Origin of the sequence: Nonomuraea ferruginea, assembly GCF_039540635.1 — a bacterium.
GTDB lineage: Bacteria > Actinomycetota > Actinomycetes > Streptosporangiales > Streptosporangiaceae > Nonomuraea > Nonomuraea ferruginea.
Genome location: NZ_BAABFD010000001.1, coordinates 278,852 through 302,958, shown reverse-complemented (window position 1 = coordinate 302,958; position 24,107 = coordinate 278,852). Strand labels below are relative to the sequence as shown.

Below are 24,107 nucleotides of genomic sequence, written 5' to 3'. Positions count from 1 at the left end.
TTCATGCCTCCCGGCAGTGTCCGGCCACGATCGACCCGATCAGGGCCATCGCCTCGGCCCTGGCCATGGCGTCGTGGTCGCAGTCGATCTCGTGTACGGCCAGCCGTCCCGCCACGTGCGGCGCCCAGATCCCGGCCGCCGACAGCCCGGCCGGCCAGGTCCGGGTGGCGATGAACAGGTGAGCGTCGCCGTCGTAGCGGCCGGGCCGGTGGGTGTCGAGCAGCTTGGAGTTGCGCAGCACGGTCTCCGTCATCGACGCGACGAGCTCCTCGTCGAGGTCGGCCGCGTAGCCGACGGAGTCCATGAGCAGGGCGCGGGCCTCGGCGGCGTCCTCGATGCCCGGCCGCTCCGCGCCCGAGAAGGCGGGATAGCCGTCGAGCAGGGCCAGCAGCCCGACCTCACCCGGCAGCCGCTCGGCCATGGCGTGCGCCACCAGGCCGCCGAACGACCAGCCGAGCAGGTGGTAGGGCCCTTCCGGCCGCACGCGGCGGATGACCTCCAGGTAGCGCTCGGCCATCTCGGCCACCGAGCCGGGCTGGTCGGGTCCGGTGGCCTGCAGGCCGTAGACCGGCCGGTCCGGTTCGATGTGCGGCAGCAGGCTGCTGTAGCACCAGCTGACGCCGCCGACGGGATGCACGCAGAACAGCGGCGGCAGCGTGCCCGAGGGCCGCAGCGGCAGCAGCACGTCGAACGGGTCGTCGCCGGCGCCGCCGCCGGACAGGCGCTCGGTCAGTTCGGCCACCGTGGGCGCGGCGAACAGGTCGCGGATGCTCAGCGAGGCGCCGAGCGTCGAACGCACCCTGCTGATCAGCCGGGCGGCCAGGATGGAGTGGCCGCCGGCGGCGAAGAAGTTGTCGTCGACCCCCAGTTCCGGCCGCTCCAGGACCTCGGTGAACAGGCCGAGCAGGGTGTGCTCGCGCGGGGTGCGCGGCGGCCGGTGCCCGGTGCGCGGCGGTTCCGGCAGCGCCCGGCGGTCGAGCTTGCCGTTGGCGTTGAGCGGCAGCTCGGGCAGCGGCAGGTAGGCGGCGGGCAGCATGTGGGTCGGCAGGTGGGCCAGGGCGTGGCTGTGCAGCCGCGCCGGGTCCGCGTGCTCGGGGGTCACGTAGGCCACGAGCTGGTCGTCGCGGACGATGACCGCCGCCTGGGCGACGCCGGGCGCCTGCCCGAGCGTGTTCTCGATCTCGGCCAGCTCGATGCGGTGGCCGCGCAGTTTGACCTGGTTGTCGGCCCGGCCGACGAACTCCAGCGCGCCGTCGGCCCGCCGCCTGGCCTGGTCGCCCGTGCGGTACCAGCGCCGCCCGCCGGGGGCGGCCACGAAGCGCTGGGCGGTCAGGCCCGGCCGGCCGAGGTAGCCGCGGCCGACGCCGGGGCCGCCGATGTACAGCTCGCCGCGCACGCCGGGCGGCACCGGCAGCAGGTTGTCGTCGAGCAGCAGCACCTCGGTGTTGGCCAGCGGGTGGCCGATCAGCGGGATGTCGCCGTCGCGCACCCGGTATCCGGTGCTGTCGTTGGTGCACTCGGTCTGGCCGTAGTAGTTGTAGCTGTCGGTGACGGGCGCTTCCCGCATCGACCGCCACAGCCCCGCCGAGACCGCCTCGCCGCCGACCATCAGCGCCTTCGGGTGGTGCCTGCCCGGCGCGAACAGCCCGGCGGCGACCAGTTGCTCCATGAAGACGGGGGTGAGGTCGACGAAGCCGACGCGGTGCACGTCGATGTAGTCGACCAGGTCCTCCGGCGTCCGGCGGGTGACGTCGTCGATGACGTGCAGCTCGTGGCCGTCCATCAGCCACAGCATCGAGTCCCACGAGGTGTCGAAGGTCAGCGGCACCACGAAGCCGATGCGCAGCCGCTCGCCGCGGGCCGCGGTGAACAGCCCGTGCCGGTGCGCGCCGAGCAGGTGCGCCAGGCCGCCGTGTTCCAGCACCACGCCCTTGGGCCGCCCGGTGGAACCGGAGGTGTAGATGACGTAGGCGGCGTGCCCGGGGCGCGGCGGCGTGCCCGGGTCGTGGCCGGGGCCGTCGGGCACCTCCTCCAGCAGCACGGTCCGCTCGTACGGCACCGCGCTCTCCCGTGTGGCCAGCACCAGCAGCGGTCGCGCGTCGTCCAGCGTGTAGGCGATGCGCTCCGCCGGGTGCTCCAGGTCCAGCGGCAGGTAGGCGGCGCCCGCCTTCAGCACGCCCAGCACCGCCGCGATCATCTCGGCGCCGCGGGGCAGGGCCAGCGCGATCAGCTGCTCCGGTCCCGCGCCCCGGGCGCGGAGGTGGTGGGCGATGGCGTTGGCCCGGCGGTTGAGCTCGGCGAAGCTCCACCGGTGGTCACCCGCCACGACCGCGACGGCGTCCGGGGTCCTGGCGGCCTGCCGTGCGAAGCTCTCCGGCACGGTCAGCTCCGGCGGCTCGATCCGGGGACCGCGCGAGCGGGCGAACTCCAGCTCCACCTCGTCGAACGTGAGCACGGGCAGCGCCCCGACGCGGGTGCCCGGGTCCTCGACGGCGGCCTCCAGCAGGCGCAGCAGGCGCTCGGCCATGGACTCGGCCGTCGAGCGGTCGAACAGGTCGACGGCGTACTCCAGGTAGGCGTCCATCCCCTCGGGGCGGCCGCACTCGTCGTAGCGCTCGATGACGTCGAGGGTGAGGTCGTAGTCCGCGGTGCCGTGCCGTACCGGCTCGTGGGCCGAGCGCACGCCGGGGAAGGACATGTCGGCGGCGGCGTTGTTCTGGAAGACCAGCAGCACCTGGAAGAGCGGGAAGCGGGCGAGCGTCCTGGTCGGGTTGACCGCCTCGACGACCCGCTCGAACGGGGTCTCCTGGTGCTCGTAGGCGGCCAGGTTCGCGTGCCGCACCCGGGCGAGCAGCTCGCCGAAGCTCGGGTCGCCCGAGGTGTCGGTGCGCAGCACCAGCGTGTTGATGAAGCAGCCGACCAGGTCGTCGAGACTCTCGTCCGTACGGCCGGCCACCGCGGTGCCGATCGGGATGTCGCTCCCCGCGCCCAGCCGGGTGAGCAGCGCGGCGAGCGCCGCCTGCGTGACCATGAAGAGGCTGACGCCGTGCTCGCGCGCCACCTCGGCCATGCGCCCGTGCACCCCGGCGGGGATGGTGAAGGGCACGGTGTCGCCGCGGTAGCTGGCGATCGCCGGGCGCGGCCGGTCCGTGGGCAGCTCCAGCTGGTCGGGCAGGCCGTCGAGGGTGGTGCGCCAGAAGTCCAGGTGGTCGTCGCCCGGGTCCTGCCAGAGCGCGAAGTCGGCGTAGCGTACCGGCAGCGGCCGCCAGCCGGGAGCCCGGTTCTCCAGCCTGGCGCGGTAGGCCTCGGCCAGGTCGCGCGCGAGCGGCGCCATCGACCAGCCGTCGCAGGCGATGTGGTGCACGACCAGGAGCAGCACGTACTCGTCCGCCGCCGGCTGGAAGAGCCTGGCGCGCAGCGGCGTCTCGCGGGTCAGGTCGAAGCCCTGCGAGGCGACGTCGGTCAGCAGGCCGGGCAGGTCGTCCTCGGTGACCGGCTCGGGGGCCAGGCCGAGGACGGCGGGGGCGAGAATCCGCTGGTACGGCCCGCTGGCGTCCTCGGGGAAGACGGTGCGCAACGGCTCGTGCCTGGCCACCACGTCGGTGAGCGCGGCGGCCAGCGCGGTGGTGGCCAGCGGCCCGCGCAGCCGCAGGCAGGTGAGCGTGTTCTGGGCGTGGTCGCCCGCGTCCTCCAGCCGGTTCAGGAACCACAGGCGGCGCTGGGTGAAGGACAGCGGCAGCCGGTCAGGCCTGGCCATCGGGCGCAGCGCGGGCCTGGCGTCCTCGCGCAGCACCTCCGCCAGCCCCGCCACGGTCGGGTGGTCGAACAGGTCGCGGATGGTCAGCGTCGCGCTCAGCGCGCCGCGGATGCGGCTGATCAGCCGGGTGGCCAGGATGGAGTGGCCGCCGTTGGCGAAGAAGTCGTCGTCGATGCCCAGGTGGGTGGCGTTGAGCGTGTCGTTGAACAGCCGCAGCAGCGTCTCCTCGCGCGGCGTGCGGGGCGGCCGGTGCCGGGTGGCCGGCGGCTCGGGCAGGGCGGCCTTGTCGAGCTTGCCGTTGGGGGTGAGCGGCAGCGCGTCCAGCGGCAGGATCGCCGCGGGCAGCAGGTGGGTGGGCAGCTGGGTGCGGGCGTGCGCCATGACGGCGGCCGGGTTGGCGCGGGCGGGCACGACGTAGGCGATCAGCTGGTCGCCCCGGGAGATCACCGCCGCCGAGGTGACGCCGGGCGCCCGGCCCAGCGCGTGCTCGATCTCGGCCGGTTCGATGCGGTGACCGCGCAGCTTGATCTGGTCGTCGGCGCGGCCGAGGAACTCCAGCGCGCCGCCGGGCAGCCGCCGGGCCAGGTCGCCGGTCCGGTAGAGGCGGGCGCCGCCGTGCCAGGCGACGAAGCGCGCCGCGGTCAGCCCCGGCCTGCCGAGGTAGCCGCGGCCGACGCCGGGGCCGCCGACGTACAGCTCGCCGCGGCTTCCGGGGGGCACCGGCTGGAGGGCGGCGTCCAGCAGGTGCGCCTGGACGCGGGGCAGCGGGTGGCCGATGAGCATGGTGCCCGGCTCGCAGCGCCAGGCGGTCGCGTCGACGGTCACCTCGCTGGGACCGTACGCGTTGATCATCGTGCGGCCGGTGGACCACCACTCCATCAGCCCGGCCGGGCAGCCCTCGCCGCCGACGACGAGCACGCGCAGGTCGGGGAACGGCTCGCGCGGCACGGTGGCCAGGATCGCGGGCGGCACGTGGGCCAGGCTGACCCGCTGCTCCCGCAGGAAGGCGCCGAGCTCCTCGCCGGTGTACGTGGCCGGCGCGACCACCAGGCAGCCGCCGCGCGTGAACGCCGTCGCCAGTTCGGAGACCATCACGTCGAAACCGGGAGAGACGAGCTGCAGCACCCGGTGCGCGGGCCCGCCCGCGGCGTCCAGCCGCTCCCCCAGGTTGGCCGTCAGGTTCGCCAGACCGCGATGCTCCAGCACGACGCCCTTGGGGGTGCCGGTGGAACCCGAGGTGTAGACGACGTAGGCCGCCGTCTCCGGCGTCAGCGGCGTGCCCGGATCGTGGTCGGGCCCGCCGCCCAGTTCCTCCACCAGCAGTCTGCGCTCGTACGGCACGTCCGCCGCGCGGCAGGTGAGCAGGAGCCCGGGCCGGGCGTCGCGCAGCGTCGACGCGACGCGCTCGGCGGGGTGGCTCACGTCGAGCGGCAGGTAGGCGGCGCCGGCCTTGAGCACGCCCAGGATGGCGGCGATCAGCTCGGCCGAGCGCGGCAGGGCGAGCGCGACGACGCTCTCCGGTCCGGCGCCCGCCGCGATCAGGTGGTGGGCGATCCGGTTGGCCTCGCGGTCGAGCTCGGCGTAGGTCCACGTGGCCGTTCCGGCGACGAGCGCCGGGGCGTCCGGCGTACGCGCGACATGGCCGGAGAAGACGTGCGGCAGCGGTTCGGGGTCCGCGTCGCGGCGGGGGCCCTCCGCCCAGCCGCTCTCCTCGGCGCTGAGCAGCGGCAGCCGCGAGACCGGCTCGGCCGGGCCGGCGACGGCCGCGCCGAGCAGCCGCGTCAGCCGGGCCGCCATCGCCTCGGCCGTCGGCCGGTCGAACTGCTCGCACGCGTAGTGCAGCGCGCCGTGCAGCCTGCCGCCGGTCTCGTGCACGGCGAAGGTCAGGTCGAACTGGGCTGTGGGCACCCGGGTGTCCAGCCGCTCCACGTCCAGGCCGGGCAGCGTCCAGACGTCGCGGCGCTCCTCCTTGGAGTAGGTGACCAGCACGTCGAACAGCGGGTTGCGGCCGGGCACGCGCACCGGGTTGAGCCGCTCGACGATGCGCTCGAACGGGGTGTCCTGGTGGGCGAACGCCTCCAGGACGGTCCGCCTGGTGCGCCGCAGCAGCTCGGCGAAGTCCGGGTCGCCCGTGGTGTCGCCGCGCAGCACGAGGGTGTTGACGAAGAAGCCGATCAGCGGCTCGGTGGCGGGGTGGTCGCGGCCGGTGACCGGGGTGCCCACGGCGACGTCGTGCCGGCCGGTCAGCCGCGACAGCAGCGCGTGCACGGCGGCGAGCAGCACCATGTAGACGGTGACGCCGTGCTCGCGGGCGAGCCGGTGCATGCCGTCGGCGGGCAGGTCGAGCGGGACGTGGTCGCCGTGCCCCGCGACCGTGTGCGAGCGCGGCCGGTCGGCGGGCAGGTCGAGTGGTTCCAGGCCGGCCAGCCGGGCCGTCCAGTGCTCCAGGCTTCCCGGCTCGGCCGCGGACCGCTGGTGGACGGCGTGGTCGGCGTACTGGACGTCGAGTCTCGGCAGCTCGCGGCCCTGGTAGAGGGCGGCCAGCTCGTCCCACAGGACGGGCAGCGACCAGCCGTCGCAGGCGATGTGGTGGAAGACCAGCAGCAGCACGTGCGCGCCGTCCGGCTCACGGTGCAGCCTGGCCCGCAGCACGGGTCCGTGCTCCAGGTCGAAGGGCCGCTCCAGGGCGTCGTCGAGCCCGTCGCCCAGCTCGACAGGGGCGGGCGGGTCGATGACCTGGCGGGGCCGGCCGTCGGTCTCGACGTAGCGGGTGCGGAGGATCTCGTGCCTGGCGACGACGCCGCTGAGCGCGCGGGCGAGGGCGGCCCGGTCGAGCGGGCCGCGCAGCCGTACCGAGACCGGCATGTTGTAGGCGGTGCTGCCGGGCGCGAGCTTCCACAGGAACCAGAGCCGTTCCTGCGCGAACGACAGCGGCAGCGCGCTCACGCGCGGTGCCGGCTCGATCGGGGCGGGCGCCGGGCGGGCGGCGGCGACGCGGGCGGCCATGGCGGCCACGGTCGGCGCCTCGAAGACGGTGGTGACCGGGAGGTCGGCGCCGAGCTCCTGCCGCAGCGCGAACCGGAGCCGCGTGGCGAGCATGGAGTGGCCGCCGAGGTCGAAGAAGTCGTCGTGCGCGCCGATCTCGGCGCCGGGAGTGCCGTCGAGGTCGAGCACGCGCCGCCAGATCGCGGCCACGGCCACCTCCAGCTCGGTGCGCGGCGCCTCGTAGGCGGCCCGCCTGCCCTGCGTCCCCGGGCCCGGGTCCGGCAGGCGCGAGCGGTCGACCTTGCCGCTCAGCGTGCGCGGCAGCGCGTCCACCAGGACCACGGACGACAGCCACATCGGCCGCGGCAGCCGCTCGTTGCAGAAGTCGCGCAGCGCGGCGGCGTCCGCTGCGCCGTCCGGCACGGCGTAGCCGACCAGGCGGTGGTCACGTCCGTCCGGCCAGGCCAGCACGTGGCAGTCGGCCACCGCGGGATGCGCGCGCAGGACGGCGCGCACCTCGCCGGGCTCCACCCGGTGTCCGCGGATCTTCACCTGGTCGTCGTCACGGCCGAGGAACTCGATGCCGCCGTCGGGCAGCCGCCGCCCCCTGTCCCCCGTCCGGTACAGGCGTGAGCCGGGCGCCGCGGCGAACGGGTCGGGCACGAAGCTCGCGGCGGTCGCGGCGGGCTGGTTCGCGTAGCCGCGCGCGACGCCGGGGCCGCCGACGTGCAGCTCGCCCACGACGCCGATCGGCACCTGGCGGCCGTGTTCGTCGAGCACGTGGACGGCGGTGTTGGCAGCGGCGAGGCCGACGGGCACGATCCCCGAGACGGTGCGGGCGCCCCGGCGCGCCTCGTGGATGGTGCTGTCGATGGTAGTCTCGGTGGCGCCCCACGCGTTCAGCACCCGCACCCGGGGGCCGAACGTCGCCATGAGGGCGTCGCAGTCGGCCACCGGCAGGGCGTCGCCGCCGGAGACCAGCAGCCGCAGCTCGGGCAGCTCCGGTCCACCGGCCGCCACGTGTCCCGCCAGGCTGTGCAGGACGGCGGGGATGCTGTCGAACGCCTCGATCCGCTCGGCGGCCAGCGCGCCGGCCAGCGCGGCCGGGTCGAGCGCCAGGGCGCGCGGCGCGATCACCAGGCTCCCTCCGAAGGTCAGGCTCCTGGCCACGTCACCGAGGAAGACGTCGAAGGACGGGCTGGCGACCGTCAGCCAGCGGCGGACCGCGAGCTCGCGGGCGGCCCAGTCGGCCCGGAGGTTGGCCAGGCCCCTCCTGGTGCCCATGACGCCCTTGGGCGTGCCGGTCGAACCCGAGGTGTGGATGACGTAGGCCAGCGCGTCGGGGTGCACCCGCCGTCCGGGCCGGTGCGCGGGCCGCCCGGCCGCCCCGGCGACGTCGGCGACGCGCCACGGCCCCGGCGGGACGGCCGCGCCGAAGCCGGGTCCGGTCAGCACGACCGCGGGGGCGACCCCGGCGAACATGGCGGCCAGCCGGTCCGCGGGCTGGTCGGGGTCGACGGGGAAGAAGGCGGCGCCCGCCTTGAGCACGGCCAGCGGGGCGATCACCGAGTCGGGGCCGCGGCCGACACAGACCGCCACCACGTCGTCGATCCCGGCGCCGAGCTCGGCGATCAGGTGGGCGAGCCGGTTGGCCCGCTCCTCCACCTGGCCGTAGGTCAGCCGCTGCTCGCCGCACACCAGGGCCAGGTCGCCGGGCGCGGCGTCGGCGCATGCCTCGAAGCGCGCCTCCAGCCCGGTCTCCGGGTCGAAGGCGAGCCCGGTGGAGTTCCATCCGGCCAGCCGCCGCCGTTCGGCCTCGCTGATCAGGTCGTACGCGGAGACGGGCCGGTCGGGGTCGGCCGCGGCCTGCCGCAGCAGCTCGGCCAGCTGGCCGGCCAGGCGCTCGGCGGTGCCCGGGTCGAACAGCTCCGCGTCGTACTCCAGCGTGCCCGCGAAGGAGTCGTCCAGGCTGAAGGTCAGGTCGAACAGGGCGCCGCCGCCGTCGCACGGGTACGGCTCCACCGCCAGCCCGCCGAGCTCGGGCCGCGCGCCCGCCGCGTCGCTGTCGCCGGTGACCATGACGTCGAACAGCGGGTTGCGCCCGGCCTCGCGCACCGGGTTGAGCCGCTCGACGACGCGCTCGAACGGGATGTGCTGGTGGGCGAAGGCGTTCAGGACGCTTTCCTTGGTCCTGGCCAGCAGCTCGCGGAAGGTGGGGTCGCCGGCCGTGCCGGTCCTGACGACCAGCGTGTTGACGAAGAATCCGATCAGCGGCGCGACGTCCTGCCGATCCCGTCCCGCCGTCGGGGTGCCCACGGCGATGTCGTGCTGACCGGTCACCCGCGACAGCAGTGCCTGGACCGCGGCGAGCAGCACCATGAAGGGGGTCGAGCCGTTCCGCCTGGCCAGCTCGCGCAGCCGCGCGGCGCTGTCGCCGGGCACCCGGACCGGCACGAGCTGCCCCCGGTGGGCGGGTTCCGGGGGGCGCGGCCGGTCCAGCGGCAGGGCCAGTTCCTCCACCCCGGCCAGTTGGCCGCACCAGTGGTCCAGCCCGTCGCCGCCGGACTCGGCACGCTGGCGGTGGGCGTGGTCGGCGTACTGGATGTCCAGCGCGGGCAGGTCCTGGCCGCGGTAGAGCGCGTCCAGCTCCCGCCACAGGATGGGCAGCGACCAGCCGTCGGCGGCGATGTGGTGGATGACCAGGAGCAGCACGTGGTCGTCCGGCGCCAGCCGGAACAGCGTGGCGCGCAGCACCGGACCGTGCTCCAGGTCGAACGGGGCCGCGCACTCGCGGTCGGCCAGCCGGCGCAGCTCGCCCTCCGTCACCGGAACGACCGGCAGCCCTACCGGGGCGGCGGGGTCGACGACCTGGGCGGGCACGCCGCCCTCCGCGACGTAGCGGGTGCGCAGGATCTCGTGCCTGGCCACCACCCCGTCGACCGCCCGGCCCAGCGCCTCGGCGTCGAGCGGGCCGCGCAGCCGTACCGCGGCGGGGGCGTTGTAGGCGGAGCTGTCCGGCGCCATGGACCACAGGAACCACAGCCGTTCCTGCGCGAAGGAGAGGGCCGGCGGCTCCCCGGTGCGCGGCGCGCGCGGCCGCCGCTCGCCTGCCAGCCGCTCCAGCAGGAGCTTGCGCCGCTCCGGCGGCAGCTGCGCGATCCGCGCGGCGAAGGTCTCCGACATGCGTGCGGGTCCTCTCATGACTCGGACGGCAGGAGCCGCGCGAGCTCGTCGTCCGGCAGGGCCAGGACGAGCCGGTCGAGCTCCGCGGCGAGACGTACGGCCAGCGCCGAGATGCGGGGTTCGGCCAGGATCTGCTTGATGCCGAGATCCACGCCGAACGCGGTGCGGATGCGGAAGGCGATCTGGACGGCGTCGAGCGAGTTGCCGCCGAGCTCGAAGAAGTCGTCCTCCACGCCGGGCCGCTCGATCTGCAGCACGTCGCGCCAGATGTCCGCGATCGCCTCCTCGACGGGGTCGCGGGGCGCCACGTAGGGGGTGCGGGCGGCGGGCCGGTCGGCTTCGGGGACCGGGAGCGCGGCGCGGTCGATCTTGCCGTTGGGGTTCAGCGGGAGCCGGTCCATGATCATGACGGTGGTGGGGACCATGTGCTCCGGCAGCCGTTCGGCGAGGTGGCCGAGCAGTTCCTCGGCGCTGACGGCCGCGTTCGGCTGGACGTAGGCGAGAAGCCTGCCCGCGGGCGCGGTCACCACGCAGGTGGCCACCGCCGGGTGCGCGGCCAGGGACGCCTCCACCTCGCCCAGCTCCACCCGGAAGCCCCTGACCTTGACCTGGTGGTCGCGGCGGCCGAGGAACTCCAGCGTGCCGTCGGGCCGCCAGCGGGCCAGGTCGCCGGTGCGGTAGAGCCGGGCCCCCGGCGTGCCGGAGAACGGGTCGGCGACGAAGCGGTCGGCGGTCAGGCCGGGCCGCCGCCAGTAGCCGACGGCCACGCCGGGGCCGCCCAGCCACAGCTCGCCCGGCACGCCGACAGGGGCCGGGGAGAGGGTCGTGCTCACGACCCAGGCCTGGGTGTTGGCGATCGGCGGGCCGATCTGGCCGTTGGTGGCGGGGATGTCCGCCAGCGGCAGGCAGGTGGAGATGCTGGTCACCTCGGTCGGGCCGTAGATGTTGTGCAGCCCGGGGTGACCCGCCTGGCGCAGGCTGGCCAGGTTGACGCGCTCGCCGCCGATGTAGACCTGGCCGACGGTGGAGAACACGGCGGGCTCGGCGCCGACCGCCGAGTTGAACAGCGCGGTGACCAGGGCGAGCGTGGTGACTCCTTCCGCCTTGACCAGCTCGGCCAGGCGAGGCGGCGACAGCACCGTCTCGTTGGGGACGATCACCAGGCGGCCGCCGTTGAGCAGCGCTCCCCACAGCTCGAACAGCAGCGGGTCGAAGGAGGCGTTCGACAGCTGGGCCACCACGCTGTCGGGGCCGAGCCGCACGTAGTCGGTGCCGCACACCAGGCGCACGATGCCGCGGTGCGCCACCGCGACGCCCTTGGGCCGGCCGGTGGAGCCGGAGGTGTAGACGACGGTCGCCACCCGGTCGCCGCCGCCGTGGCCCGTCCCTTCCACCGTGCCGGGCTGCTCGGCGATGTCCTCCAGGGGCATGCCCTGTCCTTCGGAGAGCGGCAGACCGGCCAGCAGGCGGCGGTGCCCGAGCACCACGCCCGCGCCGGTGTCGGCCAGCATGAACGACAGCCGCTCCGGGGGGTACGAAGGGTCGAGCGGAACGTACGACCCGCCGGCCCGCAGGATGCCGACGATCGCCGTGACCAGGTCGGCCGAGCGCTCGGCGCACAGCCCCACCAGGTCGCCGGGCCGCACGCCCGCCTCGCGGAGCCGCCCGGCGACCGCTCCCGCGCGCTCCCACAGCCGCGCGTAGCTCAGTCGTACGTCTCCGTCCACCACGGCCACGCTTCCCGGCCTGAGCCGTACGTGCTCGGCCACCAGCTCTTCCAGCGACCGCTCCAGCGGCGCCGGGCGTCGCGTGGCGTTCCAGCGCTCCACCTGCGCCAGCTCGGCCGGGGCGGCCAGCGACGCGGCGGCGACCGGCGACCGGGGGGCGGCGACGACCTGGTGCAGGGCGGTCAGGTAGGAGTCGCGGATGCGGCGGACCTGCTCGGGCGCGAACTCGCCGGAGTGGAAGTCGAGGCTCATCAGCAGCCCCGTGCCCGAGCGCGGGTTGCGCAGGAAGCCGCAGACGAACGGGTAGTTGGTCGGCTCGACCCGCACCGTGGTGAAGGCGTCCAGCTTGGGGTCGACGAAGGCGACCTCGCCGCCGTCGAGCACGTCCTTCAGCACGTGGAAGTGGTTGTAGACGAAGTGCGTCTCGTACAGCGGGCCGCCGCCCACCAGCTGCTGGATCTGCGACATGGGGAAGCGGCGGTGCGGCAGCAGGGCGTTCTCCTCCTCGAAGACGGCCCTGATGAGCTCCGCCCAGGTGCCGCCGACCCGCGCCCTGATCGGCAGCGAGTTGAGGAACAGGCCGCGCGACTCGGTGCCGTCGGCCTCCTCCAGCCGCCCGTTGAACGCCATGCCGGTGACGACGTCCTCGGTACCCGCCAGGTAGGCGAGCACGCGCAGGTGCACGGCCAGCAGCACGCTCTTCAACGGCACCCCGAGCTGCTCGGCGACCCGCTCCAGCCCCTGGCACAGATCGGCCGGGATCTTGGTCTCGCGCCAGGCGTAGAACTCGCTGCTGCCCTCGGGAAGGGTCCAGTCCTCCACCGTGTACGCCGGGGCGATCTCGTCGGCGGGGCACTCCGCCGGCCAGCGGGGCAGCGTCAGCCGCTCCAGGCCGGCCAGCCGCTCACTCCACCAGGCGCGCTCCTCGCCCGACTCCACCGCCTGCCGTTCCGCCTCGACGTAGTCGCGGTAGGTGGAGGCCGGAGGCGGCTCGGCCGCGGCGGCGGGGTCCTTCAGCAGAGCGAGGTATCGCTCCAGGATCTCGGCGATCGTCGAGTGCAGGCTCCAGCCGTCGAGGATGGCGTGGTGCTCGACCAGCGTCCACTGGAAGGTGTCGTCGCCGCGCCGGTGGACGAAGAAGCGCCACAGCGGAGGCCTGGCCAGGTCGAAGGGGCGCTCGCGCTCCCGGTCGACCAGCTCGCCGATGATCCGCCCCTGCTCCTCGGCGTCCATCCCGCGCAGGTCCGCCACCTCGATCGGCAGCTCGGCGGCGCGGTGGACGAGCTGCAGCATGTCGCTGTAGCCGCTGAGGTGGAACGAGGTCCGCAGGATGTCGTGGCGCCGCACCACCTGCGCGGTCGCCTCGCGGAACGCCTGCTCGTCCCACGGCGCCCGCAGGTGGAAGCTGTCGACGTTCTGGTAGAGCATGCGGTCGTCGGACTCCATGTGGAAGACCATCCCGACCTGCAGCGCGGCCATCGGGTAGGCGTCGACCACGTCCTCGGGCAGCCTGGCCCGGTCCTGCTCCGACACCAGCGCGAACAGCTCCCGCTCCCGCTCCACCGGCGCGGCGGGCGTGATGCCGGTGGCCAGCTGCGCCACGGTCGGCAGCTGGAAGAGCCGCTGCAGCTCGAAGTCGAGCCCGCGCTCGCGGGCCAGCGCCAGCACCTGGACGCTGCGGATGGAGTCGCCGCCCAGGTGGAAGAAGTTGTCGGTGACGCCCACCCGTTCCAGTTCGAGCACCTCGGCCCAGACGGCGGCCAGCACCCGCTCGGTCTCCGTGCGCGGCGCGACGTGGGCCCGGCCCAGCGCGGGCCGCTCCCCGGCGGGGTCGGGCAGCGCGGCCCGGTCGATCTTGCCGTTGCGGCTCTGCGGCAGTTCGTCGAGGATGATCACGACCGAGGGGATGAGGTGCGCGGGCAACCTGGGCTCCAGGAACTCGTGCACCTCCTCGACGCTCAGCTCGCCGCGCGACTCGACGTAGGCGACCAGGCGCCGCTCCGGCGAGCCGTGCGCGACGACGACGCACCGGCCTGCCCGGGGGTGCTCGCAGACGGCGGCCTCGACCTCGCCCGGCTCGATGCGGAAGCCGCGGATCTTGAGCTGGTGGTCGGCGCGGCCGTGGAACTCCAGTGTGCCGTCGGGCCGCCAGCTCGCCAGGTCGCCGCTGCGGTACATGCGCGCCCCCGGCCGGCCCGAGAACGGGTCCGGCAGGAAGCGCTGGGCGGTCAGGTCGGGCCGCTTCCAGTAGCCGCGCGCCACACCGTCGCCGCTGACGTGGATCTCGCCGATCACTCCGGCCGCGACCGGCAGCCCGTCGCGGTCCAGGACGTGGATGCCCAGGTCGGGCAGGGGCACGCCGATCGGGCTCGTCCGCCCGTCCAGCAGGTCACCGGTGAGCGGGGCGTAGGTGCTGTGCACGGTGGTCTCGGTGATGCCGTACATGTTGACCAGCCGCGGGGCGTCCTCGGGGTGGCGCTCCCACCAGCGTCGCACCGAGTCCCGGTCGAGCGCGTCACCCGCGAAGACGACCAGCCGCAGCGCCAGCTCGGCGGCCCGGCGCTCGTCCACGCCGACGAACTGGCGGAAGACGGCCGGGGTGGCGTTCAGCACGGTCACCCGTTCGCGGGCCACGAGGTCGTAGTACGCCTCGGGCTCGCGGCTCTCCCAGTGGCTCACGACGACCAGCCGGCCGCCGGTGGCCAGGCAGTTCCACACCTCCCAGACGGAGACGTCGAAGGAGCTGGAGTGCAGGAGCGTCCAGACGTCATCGGGGCCGAAGCCGTAGGCGGGCCGGGTGCTCTCCAGCAGCCTGACCACGTTGTGGTGGGTGACCATGACGGCCTTGGGCGTGCCGGTGGAGCCGGAGGTGTAGATCAGGTAGGCCAGGTCGCCGGGGTCCGGCCCGCGGCCGTCGTAGTCGGCCTCGGCGGCCGGCGCGTCGGCCAGGACCGTGCGGTGGTCCCCGTCCGGCAGCTCGACGCCGCGCTGCGTGACCACGATCTCCAGCTCGGCGTCGGCCAGCATGAACGCCAGCCGCGCCGCCGGGTAGGCGGGGTCGAGCGGCACGTAGGCCGCGCCGGTGCGCAGGATGGCGAGCATCCCGACGACGAGCTCCGCGCTGCGCCGGCAGGCCAGGCCGACCAGGTCGCCCGGCCCCGAGCCCAGCCGCGCGGCCAGGGCGCCCGACCGCTCCCACAGCTCGGCGTAGGTGAGCCGCAGCGGTCCGTCGGTGATGGCCACGGCATCCGGCCGCGCCCTGACCTGCTCGGCGACCAGACCGGGCAGGGTCGTGCCCGGTTCGATCCGGCGGGCCGGGCCCGACCAGCCTTCGATGAGCCGCTGCTCGGCTTCCGGCAGCGCGCTGATGCGCGAGACGGGCAGGTGGGGCGCGGCCAGCAGACCGGCGAGCAGGGTCTGCCACTGGTCGGCCAGCCGCCGCGCGGTCCCGGCGTCGAAGAGCGCGGTCGCGTACTCCAGCTCGACGCGCAGCTCGCCGTCGCAGTCGACCACGGTGACGGTCAGGTCGAACTTGGCGGTGCCGGTGTCGGCGGGCAGCTGGACCGCCTCGGCGGCGCCCAGCCGCCAGCGGGAGCGCTCCTGCCTGTGCAGGCCGAACTGCACCTGGATCAGTGGCGGGTGTGACAGCTCGCGCTCCGGCTGCAGCGCGTCGACCAGCGCCGCGAACGGCACCTGCTGGTGCGCCTGCGACTGCGCCGACGACTCGCGCACCCGCTCCAGCAGTTCGGCGAAGGTGGGGTCGCCGCTCAGGTCGGCCCGGACGACGAGCGTGTTGACGAAGAAGCCGACGAGCTCCTCCAGCTCGGGAGCCGGCCTCCCGGCGACCGGCGTGCCGATCACCAGGTCGGTGCGCCCGCTCCAGCGTCCGAGCACCAGCGCGAAGGCCGAGAAGAGCACCTCGAACACGGTCGCGCCGGACGCCCTGGCCAGGTCGCGGACCCGTTCGGGGGCGGGAAGACGGAAGTGCTCGGTGGCGCCGCCGTACTCCTGGACCGGCGGGCGGCGGCGGTCGGCGGGCAGTTCGAGCAGCGGCGGCAGGCCCTCCAGGTGCTCACGCCACCAGGCCAGCCCCTCCTCCAGCGGCCTGGCCCGCTCCCACGCCGCGTAGTCGGCGTACTCGACGGGAGGCGCGGCGGGCTCGCCGCCCGCCAGCTCGTCCAGCAGCAGCCCGAGCGACCAGCCGTCGACGGCGATGTGGTGGAAAGAGATCCACAGCAGGTGGTGCTCGGCGGTGCGGCTGATCAGGCCGGCGCGCAGCAGCGGCGCCGCCGCCAGGTCGAAGGGCTCCCTGACCCGCTCGCCGGCGAGCCTCGTGGCGTCCGCCCAGGCGGACGCCTCCTCGTGGCGCCACGGCACGTCGGCCCGCTCGTGGACCCGCGTGCGCGGACGGCCGTCGGCGCCCACGGTGAAGGCGGTGCGCAGCACCGCGTGCCGGTCGGCCAGCCCCTGTACGGCACGGCGCAGCTCTTCCGGGTCGGCGGGACCGTGCAGTTCCAGCAGCACGGGCACGTTGTAGAGGGGGGTGCCGGGCCGCCACTGGTCGAGGAACCAGAGCCGCTCCTGGCCGGACGACAGCGGGTCGTCGCCCGGCCGCCTGCGGGGCACCGCCGGCGAGGCGGCGACCGTGTCGCCGAGGCCTGCCTCGGCGAGCAGCTTGTCGATCAGCAGCTCTTGTGCGCGGTCAGTGTGCATCTGCGATCTCTTCCTCCGCGCCCACGCGGGCGTGCCGTACCTGCAGGACGATGGCGGCTATCCGGTCCAGCCGGTCGGGATCCGCCTCGCGTAACGCGGCGGCCAGACGCCGGACGGTCTTGTGCCGGAACAGGTCGCGGACCGACATCGAGGTGCGCAGGGCGCGCTCGGCCCGAGTGGTGACCTTGACGGCGTGCAGCGAGTGGCCGCCGAGCTCGAAGAAGTCGTCGGTGGCGCCCAGCCGCTCCAGGCCGAGCACCTCGGCCCAGATCTCGGCGAGCAGTTCCTCCACCGGACCCGCGGGGGCGACCGCCTCGGTCTCGGCGCGCCCCTCCTCGGGCACCGGCAGCGAGGACGTCTCGACCTTGCCGTTGGGGCCGAAGGGGATCCGGTCCACCAGGATCACGTGGGCGGGCACCAGATGATCGGGCAGCTCACGTGCCAGGGCCTCGCGCACCGCCCCGGACGTCAGCCCGGCTCCGCCTGCGGGCTGGAGGTAGGCGATCAGCTCCACCGGGGCGTCCTGCGGGTTGCGCGCGACGACGGCGCAGGCCCGCACGCCGGGCAGCGCCGACAGGGCCAGCTCGACCTCGCCGGGCTCGACGCGGAATCCGCGGATCTTCAGCTGCCTGTCGATGCGGCCGAGGTATTCGAGGGTCCCGGCGGGCGTCCAGCGCGCCAGGTCACCGGTGCGGTAGAGCCGTCGCCCCGGCTCGACGGAGAAGGGGTCGGCAACGAAGGCACCGGCGGTGGCGCCGGGCCGCCGCCAATAGCCCCAGGCCACGCCGGGGCCCCCGAGCCACAGCTCGCCCGGCACCCCCTCGGGGGCGAGGTCACCGGTGTCAAGGTCGACCACGTAAGCGGTGGTGCCGGAGATCGGCCGGCCGATGGGGCCCCGGGTGGTGGGCGGCTCGGCGAGCGGCTGGCAGACGGAGAAGGTGGTGACCTCGGTCGGGCCGTAGGCGTCGTACAGGGTGCGCGGACCGCGCCCGCCGCGCAGCACCTCGCCCACCCTGGCCACGTCGAGCGCTTCACCGCCGACGCAGAGGTGGTCGACGGTGGCGAAGGCGCCCGGCTCCTCGGTGGTGACGGCGTTGAACAGGGAGGTGGTCAGGAAGAGCGTGGTGACGTGCTCGGCCCGGAGCAGCTCGGTCAGCGCCGACGGCGCCAGGACCGTCGCGGGCGGGACGACGACCACCCTGCCGCCGTTGGCCAGCGCGCCCCAGACCTCGAAGGTGATGGCGTCGAAGGAGGCGTTGGACACCTGGGCGAGCACGGTCGTGGTGTCCAGCGGGACGTAGTCGGCGCCGTGCACCAGGCGGACGACGCCGCGGTGCGGGACGACGACGCCCTTGGGGCGGCCCGTGGAACCGGAGGTGTAGATGACGTAGGCGGCGTCCTCGGGACGGATCGGCACCTCGGGTCCGGTCGCCGGGCTCAGGTCGCCGTCGATCGCGATCGTCTCGGTTCCCGTACGCGGCAGCGCGGCCAGCAGGTCGCGGTGGCCGACGAGCGTGCCCACGCCGGTGTCCTCCATCATGAAGGACAGCCGGGCCGCCGGGTAGGAAGAGTCGAACGGCACGTAGGCCGCACCGGTGCGCAGGATCGCGAGCATGGCGACGACCAGGTCGGCGCCGCGGTGGCAGGCCAGGCCGACCAGCTCGCCGCGACGCGGCCCGAGCCGTGCGGCCAGCGCTCCGGACCTGGCCCAGAGCTCGGCGTAGGTGAGCTGGACACGTCCCGCCGACACGGCCACCGCGTCACCGCGATCGGCCACCTGCCGGGCGACCAGCTCCGGGATCGTGGCACCGGCGTCCGTGACGCGGTCCCAGCTCGCCTGCTCGTCAGCGGCGCGGGCCCAGCTCGTGAGCCGGCGTCGCTGGCCGGGAGGCAGCACGCCGATCCGCGACACCGGCTCCCCCGGCCCCGCCAGCAGCCCGCGCACCAGCTCCAGCCACTGGTCGGCCAGCCGGTCGGCGGTGGCCGCGTCCAGCAGGTCGGCGGCGTACTCCACCTCCAGCAGCATCTCCCCCGGCGCCTCGTGCAGGGTGAACATGAGGTCGAACTTGGCCGTCCCGGTGTCGGCCTGCCGCAACCGTGCCGCCAGCCCGTCGGCCAGTTCCCAGTCGTGGTGCGAGGGCCGGTAGTGCGCGAAGGCCACCTGCACCACCGGCGCGTGGCTCAGCGCCCGCTCCGGCTGCAGCGCCTCCACCAGCAGGGCGAACGGCAGCTCCTGGTGGCCGAGCGCGGCGGTCGCGCTGTGCCGTACCCTCTCGACGAGCTGCGCGAAGCTCGGGTCGCCGCTCACGTCGGCGCGGACGACCAGGGTGTTGACGAAGAAGCCGACGAGCGGCTCCAGCTCGGGCAGCGGCCTGGCCGCCACCGGGGTGGCGATGGGCAGGTCGCTCCGGCCCGTCCAGCGGCGCAACAGCAGCGCGAAGGCCGACAGCGCCACGTCGAACACGGTCGCCGAGCGCGACCGCGCGAAGTCCGCCAGGGCCGAGGCCAGATCCGGCGGCAGCACCCGGCGTCCGGTGCCGCCGAGGAAGCTCTGCACCGCCGGGCGCGGCCGGTCACCAGGGAGCTCCAGCACCGGCGGCAGCCCCGCCAGGTAGGAACGCCACCACCGCAGGTCGTCGGCGACGGGACGGCCGCGCTGCCAGGCCGCGTAGTCGGCGTAGCCGAACTCGTCCGGCGGCGGCAGCGGCAGCCCGCGGTAGGCCGCGCCCAGGTCGTCGAGCAGGTGACCCAGCGACCAGCCGTCGACGGCCAGGTGGTGGATGCACAGGTACAGCAGGTGCCGGTCCGCCGCGAAGCTGACCAGCCCGCCCCGGATCAGCGGCGGGACGCTCAGGTCGAACGGCTCGGCGACGTGTTCGCGCACCAGCCGCCAGGCGTGCGCCCGGTCGTCGGCCTCCTCCCGCCGCCACGGCACCTCGGCGTCGCGGGTCAGCGGCCTCGGCCGGCCGTCCACGCTCTCGAAGGCGGTGCGCAGCGCCGGATGGCGGTCGGCCACGCGCTGCAGCGCCTCGCCCAGCCGGTCGGGGTCCACCGGCCCGGTCAGCTCCAGCACCAGCGGCACGTTGTAGAGGGCGGTGCCGGGACGCCACTGCTCCAGGAACCACAGGCGCTCCTGCTCCAGCGACGCCACGGCGGGCCCGGACGCGCCGGTCAGCGGGCGGGCCGGGCCGGCCGCGGCGCGTTCGACGACCTTGGCACAGGCGGCCAGCGTCGGGGCGGTGAACAGCTCGTCGAAGTGCACCTCGACGCCGAAGGCCGCGCGGATCCTGCTCAGGGCCATGGCGGCCAGGATGGAGTGGCCACCGACGGCGAAGAAGTCGTCGTCCACGCCGACCCTGGGCACCTCCAGCACCTCGGCCCAGATGGCCGCCAGCGTCCGCTCCGTGGGGGTGCGCGGGGCGACGTAGGGGGTCTCGTCCCAGTCCCGGGGCGCCGCCACCGGTTCGGCGGCGACCACCACATCCGCCAGCGGCGTGTCCGGCTCCTCGGCCAGGAGCAGCAGGAGCGTCTCCAGGCGGTCCAGGTGCCAGCGCATCGCCGGCTCGGTGTAGCGGTCGGCGTCGTAGTCGCACTCCAGCAGCCAGCCGTCCGCGGCGTCGTTCAGCAGGAACACGCAGTCGCAGTCACGCAGCTCCAGTGCCACCCGCTGGGCCTCGGCCCGCCCGATCCCGGCCGCCACCAGCACCCGGGGCTCGTCGTCCCGGTCTCCGCCCAGCCGGGCGCCGTCACGCGAGGCGGAGCTCAACAGGTCGCCCAGCCGGGTGCCGCCGTGCACGGCGGAGCTCAGGGCCACCAGCCCGCCGCCCACCGCGCCCACCGCGCCTGATGTGCCCGCCGCGCCCACCATGACCTCGTCCGAGTCCGGCCCGGCGATCAACGCCATCGCCGCCGCCGCGAGCCAGGCCAGGGGCGTCCCCGGTGCGGCCGGGACGGAGAGGCCGGCCGACAGGTGCCCGCGGACATAGCGGGGCCGTACGGTCGGCGCGACGTCGGCCGGGAGCGTGGTCGCGCGGTTCACGTCGTGCTCCCCGGCAGCACCACGTGGTCGCCGATGACCAGCCGGTCCAGGCCGGCGCGCAGGAAGGTGTCGACCGCCTCGCGCGGCGTGCGCACGATCGGCTGGCCGCGCATGTTGAACGAGGTGTTCAGCAGCACGGGCATCCCGGTGCGCGCACCGAAGGCCTCCAGGAGTCCGTGGAGGAGGGGGTTGGCGTCGGGCCCGACCGCCTGGACCCGGGCGGTGCCGTCGACGTGGGTGACGGCGCCCAGCCGGTCGCGGTGCTCGGGGCGGGTGCGCGTGGTGAACAGCATGTGCGCGTACTGCCGTTCCCGCCCGCGCCCGATCTCGAAGAACGTCGACGCGTCCGCCTCGGTCACCACCGGGGCGAAGGGCCTGAAGTCCTCCCGCTTCTTGATCAGGTTGTTGATGTGGTCGCGCATGCGCGCCTCGCGCGGGTCGGCCAGGATGCTGCGGCAGCCCAGCGCGCGCGGGCCGAACTCCATGCCGCCCTGGAACCAGGCCACCACCTCGCCCCGCTCCAGCGCCTCGGCGACCTCCGCCAGCAGCTCCGCCTCGTCCGTCACCCGCCGGGCCCGCACGTCCTCCCTGGCCGCCAGGTGCTCGGCGATCTCGCCGGACTCGTACGCGGTGCCCCAGTACGGCATCCGCATCGGCTGGATCGGCGTCTCCGGCTTGCGCGTCGCGTGCAGGTAGAGCGCCGAGCCCACCGCCGTCCCGTCGTCGCCCGCGCCCGGCGGCACGAAGACCCGGTCGAACAGGCGGCTGCGCAGGATGAGCCCGTTGGCCGTGCAGTTGAGCGCGACACCGCCCGCGTAGCACAGGTCCCGCAGCCCGGTCTGGCGGCGGAAGTGCCGCAGCACGTGCAGCAGGCAGTTCTCCAGCGCCGCCTGCGCCGCCGCCGCGACGTCCATGTGCCGCCGCTCGATCGGCCCGCCCGGCTCCCTGGCCGGTCCGAACGTCTCTTCCAGTACGGCCAGCACGCCCCGGTGCGTCTCGCGCTGCAGCAGGTCGCCGTCGCGGGCCAGCAGCGGGAGGGCGAACTCGGGGCCGGGGCGCAGGCGCACCAGCTGCCGCATTTCGCGCTCGTAGCGGGTGCGGTCGCCGTACGACGCCAGGCCCATCATCTTGTACTCGTCGAGGGCCATCTCGAAGCCCAGGTACAGGGTGAACACGCCGTAGAGGGTGCCGAGCGAGTGCATGGCCGGGACCGTGTGCAGGACCTCCAGCTTGCCGCCGGTCCCGGCGAGCACGGTCAGGCTGTCGGTCTCGCCCCGGCCGTCGGCCACGAGCACCAGGCAGTCGTCGAACCCGCTCACGTAGTAGGCGCTGGCCGCGTGGGCCAGGTGGTGCGGGACCGGCGTGAAGCGGGAGCGCACCGCCGCGCCGGGGAAGTGCTCGGCGAACCAGCCCACCTGGCGTTCCGGGTCGTACACCTCCGTGAAGCGCCTGGCCAGGTAACCGTCGCCGGACTCCAGCTCGGACCGCTCGTGGGCGAAGCCGTGGCCGATCAGGTCCAGGTCGTCCAGGCCGAGCCCGGCCCTGTCGAGGCAGAACCTGATGGCGTTGACCGGGAAGCGGCCGGTGGACTTGTCGCCGGTGAACCGCTCCTCGGCCGCGGCGGCCACGATCCGGCCGTCCACGACCAGCGCCGCTGCCGAGTCGCGGCCCTGGCTGATGCGGTACTCCCGCTCCGACAGCCCCGGCAGTTCGCGCCGCTTGAACTCCTCGGAGTCGTGCAGGCCACTGATACCCAGGATTCTCATCGCGCCTCCACGAGGGTCTCCGCGTGCGTCTGGAGCGCGGACCTGTCGATCTTCTGGCTGCCCGTCAGGGGAAGGGCGGGCAGGATGGCGACGTGCTGCGGCATCAGCGCGCGCGGGAGCCACTGCTCCAGGTGCTCCCGCAGCTCGGCCCCGCGCAGGCCGTCCGCCTGGGCGTACAGGACCAGCCGCTTGTCGTTGGCGCTGTGCTCCACCACCACCGCCGCCGCCCTGACGACCTGCCGGTGCCGCTCGGCGACGGACTCGATCTCCTCCAGCTCGACGCGCTGGCCGCGCAGCTTCACCTGGTGGTCGACGCGGCCGTGGTAGGCCAGCGTGCCGTCCTGGCGCCACGCGCACAGGTCGCCGGTCCGGTACACCCGGCCCAGGCCGGGATGCTCCTGGAAGACGGCGGCCGTCCGCGCGGGGTCGCCGACGTAGCCGAGCGCGAGCTGCGGGCCGCTCAGCACCAGCTCGCCGATCTGCCCGACGGGGGCCGCGCGGTCCCACTGGTCGAGCACGGCGGCGCGGATGCCGGGCAGCGGCCTGCCGATCGGCACCGGGTCCGCCGGCGGATCGGGCACGTGATGGAGGACCGTGTAGATGGTGGTCTCGGTCGGCCCGTAGCCGTTCCACACGCGGGCTCCGGTGCGCTGCAGCCCGGCGGCCAGGGCGGCGCTGAGCGCCTCGCCGCCCGCGATGACGTCCGCGCCGGCCAGGCTGCCCGGCTCCAGGTACGGCACGGTCATCCGCCAGGTGGTGGGCGTGGCCTGGACCAGGTCCAGGCGTCTGCCGGAGAGCCAGGCCGCCAGTCGTTCCGGGTCCCGCTGCAGGTCCTCGCCGACCAGCAGGAGGCGGCCGCCGGTCGCGAGCGGCAGGAAGATCTCCATGGTCGACATGTCGAACGTCAGCGTGGCCATGCAGGTGACGCGCGGACGGTCGGCGCCGATCAGGTGAGCGATGGCGCCCACGCAGTGCCGCAGCGCGGCGTGCGGGATGGCGACCGCCTTCGGCGTGCCGGTGGAGCCCGACGTGGACAGCGCGTAGGCCACGCCGTCGAGCTCCACCGGAAAGTCCGGCGGTGCGACCGCGGCTTCGGCGCCGGTGTCCAGGCTGAGCTGGACGCAGCCGGGGACGTCGACGCCGGACGGCAGCACCGCGAAGCGCGCTCCGGCCGCCTCAAGCTGGCGGCCCAGCCGGAGCGGCGGGTGCGCCGGGTCGAGCGGCAGGAAGCCGGCGCCCAGCGACCAGGTGGCCAGCAGCGCCGCGATGGTCTCGATCCGGCGCGGCAGGCCGATGCCGACGAGGTCGCCACGGGCGACCCCGGCCCGCGCGAAGCCCGCGGCGACGGCCGCCGTCAGCTCGCCGAGCCGCCGGTACGTGACGACCTCGCCACCCTGCTCGACGGCCACCTCGCCGGGCCGGGAGACCATGTGCTCCCGGATCATCGACGCCACGGTGCGGTCGGTGTCCCAGGCGCGCTCGGTGTGGGCGCCCGCGACGACGCGCTCATCCTCCTCGCCCCACAGCCACGCCCGCCCCGCCGGCTGCTCGGCGTCCGCGGCGAGGACGGCGGCCAGGTGCCCGCGCAGCAGCGGCTCCGCCTCGACGGAGCGGGCGCCGAGGTCGGCCACGAGCGTCCGCCCGCCCGCGCTCACCGGCACCACAGGACCGGCCACACCGGGCACGGCCGCGGCGTGCCCGGCCACCGCGCTCAGGGGCGCCCGCCACGGCAGCCGGACCTCGTGCCCGCAGATCTCGCCGCTCAGCTCATCGGCGCCGGCCCGGCGGGCGAGCACCACCAGCCCGGCCGCCGCGACCACCGCACCGGAAGGGACGTCGAGTTTATCCGCGAGCCGTTCCGCGGCCTCGAATATCTGATTTTCCATGTGGACCACGCCAATTCGCAAGAGTGGGAATTCCACGAAACTCCGCGTGCT

At 74.8% G+C, this 24,107-nt stretch carries 5 protein-coding genes; all 5 read right to left on the bottom strand.

Going from position 1 to position 24,107, the window contains the following annotated elements; all coding sequences use genetic code 11:
- Position 1: 1 nt before the first annotated feature.
- From ABD999_RS01280 to ABD999_RS01260, 5 genes are read right to left on the bottom strand one after another with little or no spacing between them, the layout of a single operon-like run.
- Positions 2 to 9,925 (bottom strand): non-ribosomal peptide synthetase, encoded by a 9,924-nt coding sequence (locus ABD999_RS01280; RefSeq protein WP_271276764.1) that lies wholly within the window; start codon positions 9,923 to 9,925, stop codon positions 2 to 4.
- Between the two features lie 14 nt (positions 9,926 to 9,939).
- Positions 9,940 to 16,365: an amino acid adenylation domain-containing protein gene (locus ABD999_RS01275; RefSeq protein ID WP_345482517.1), complete on the bottom strand. Its 6,426-nt coding sequence runs from the start codon at positions 16,363 to 16,365 to the stop codon at positions 9,940 to 9,942.
- Positions 16,355 to 20,404, bottom strand: a complete 4,050-nt coding sequence (locus tag ABD999_RS01270; RefSeq protein ID WP_271279334.1) for an amino acid adenylation domain-containing protein — start codon at positions 20,402 to 20,404, stop codon at positions 16,355 to 16,357. Before ABD999_RS01270 ends, ABD999_RS01275 begins: the two co-directional genes overlap by 11 nt.
- Positions 20,401 to 22,170 (bottom strand): carbamoyltransferase family protein, encoded by a 1,770-nt coding sequence (locus ABD999_RS01265; protein ID WP_271279333.1) that lies wholly within the window; start codon positions 22,168 to 22,170, stop codon positions 20,401 to 20,403. Before ABD999_RS01265 ends, ABD999_RS01270 begins: the two co-directional genes overlap by 4 nt.
- On the bottom strand, positions 22,167 to 24,056 hold the full coding sequence (locus ABD999_RS01260; protein ID WP_271279332.1) for an amino acid adenylation domain-containing protein: 1,890 nt from the start codon (positions 24,054 to 24,056) through the stop codon (positions 22,167 to 22,169). Before ABD999_RS01260 ends, ABD999_RS01265 begins: the two co-directional genes overlap by 4 nt.
- Positions 24,057 to 24,107 lie beyond the last annotated feature (51 nt).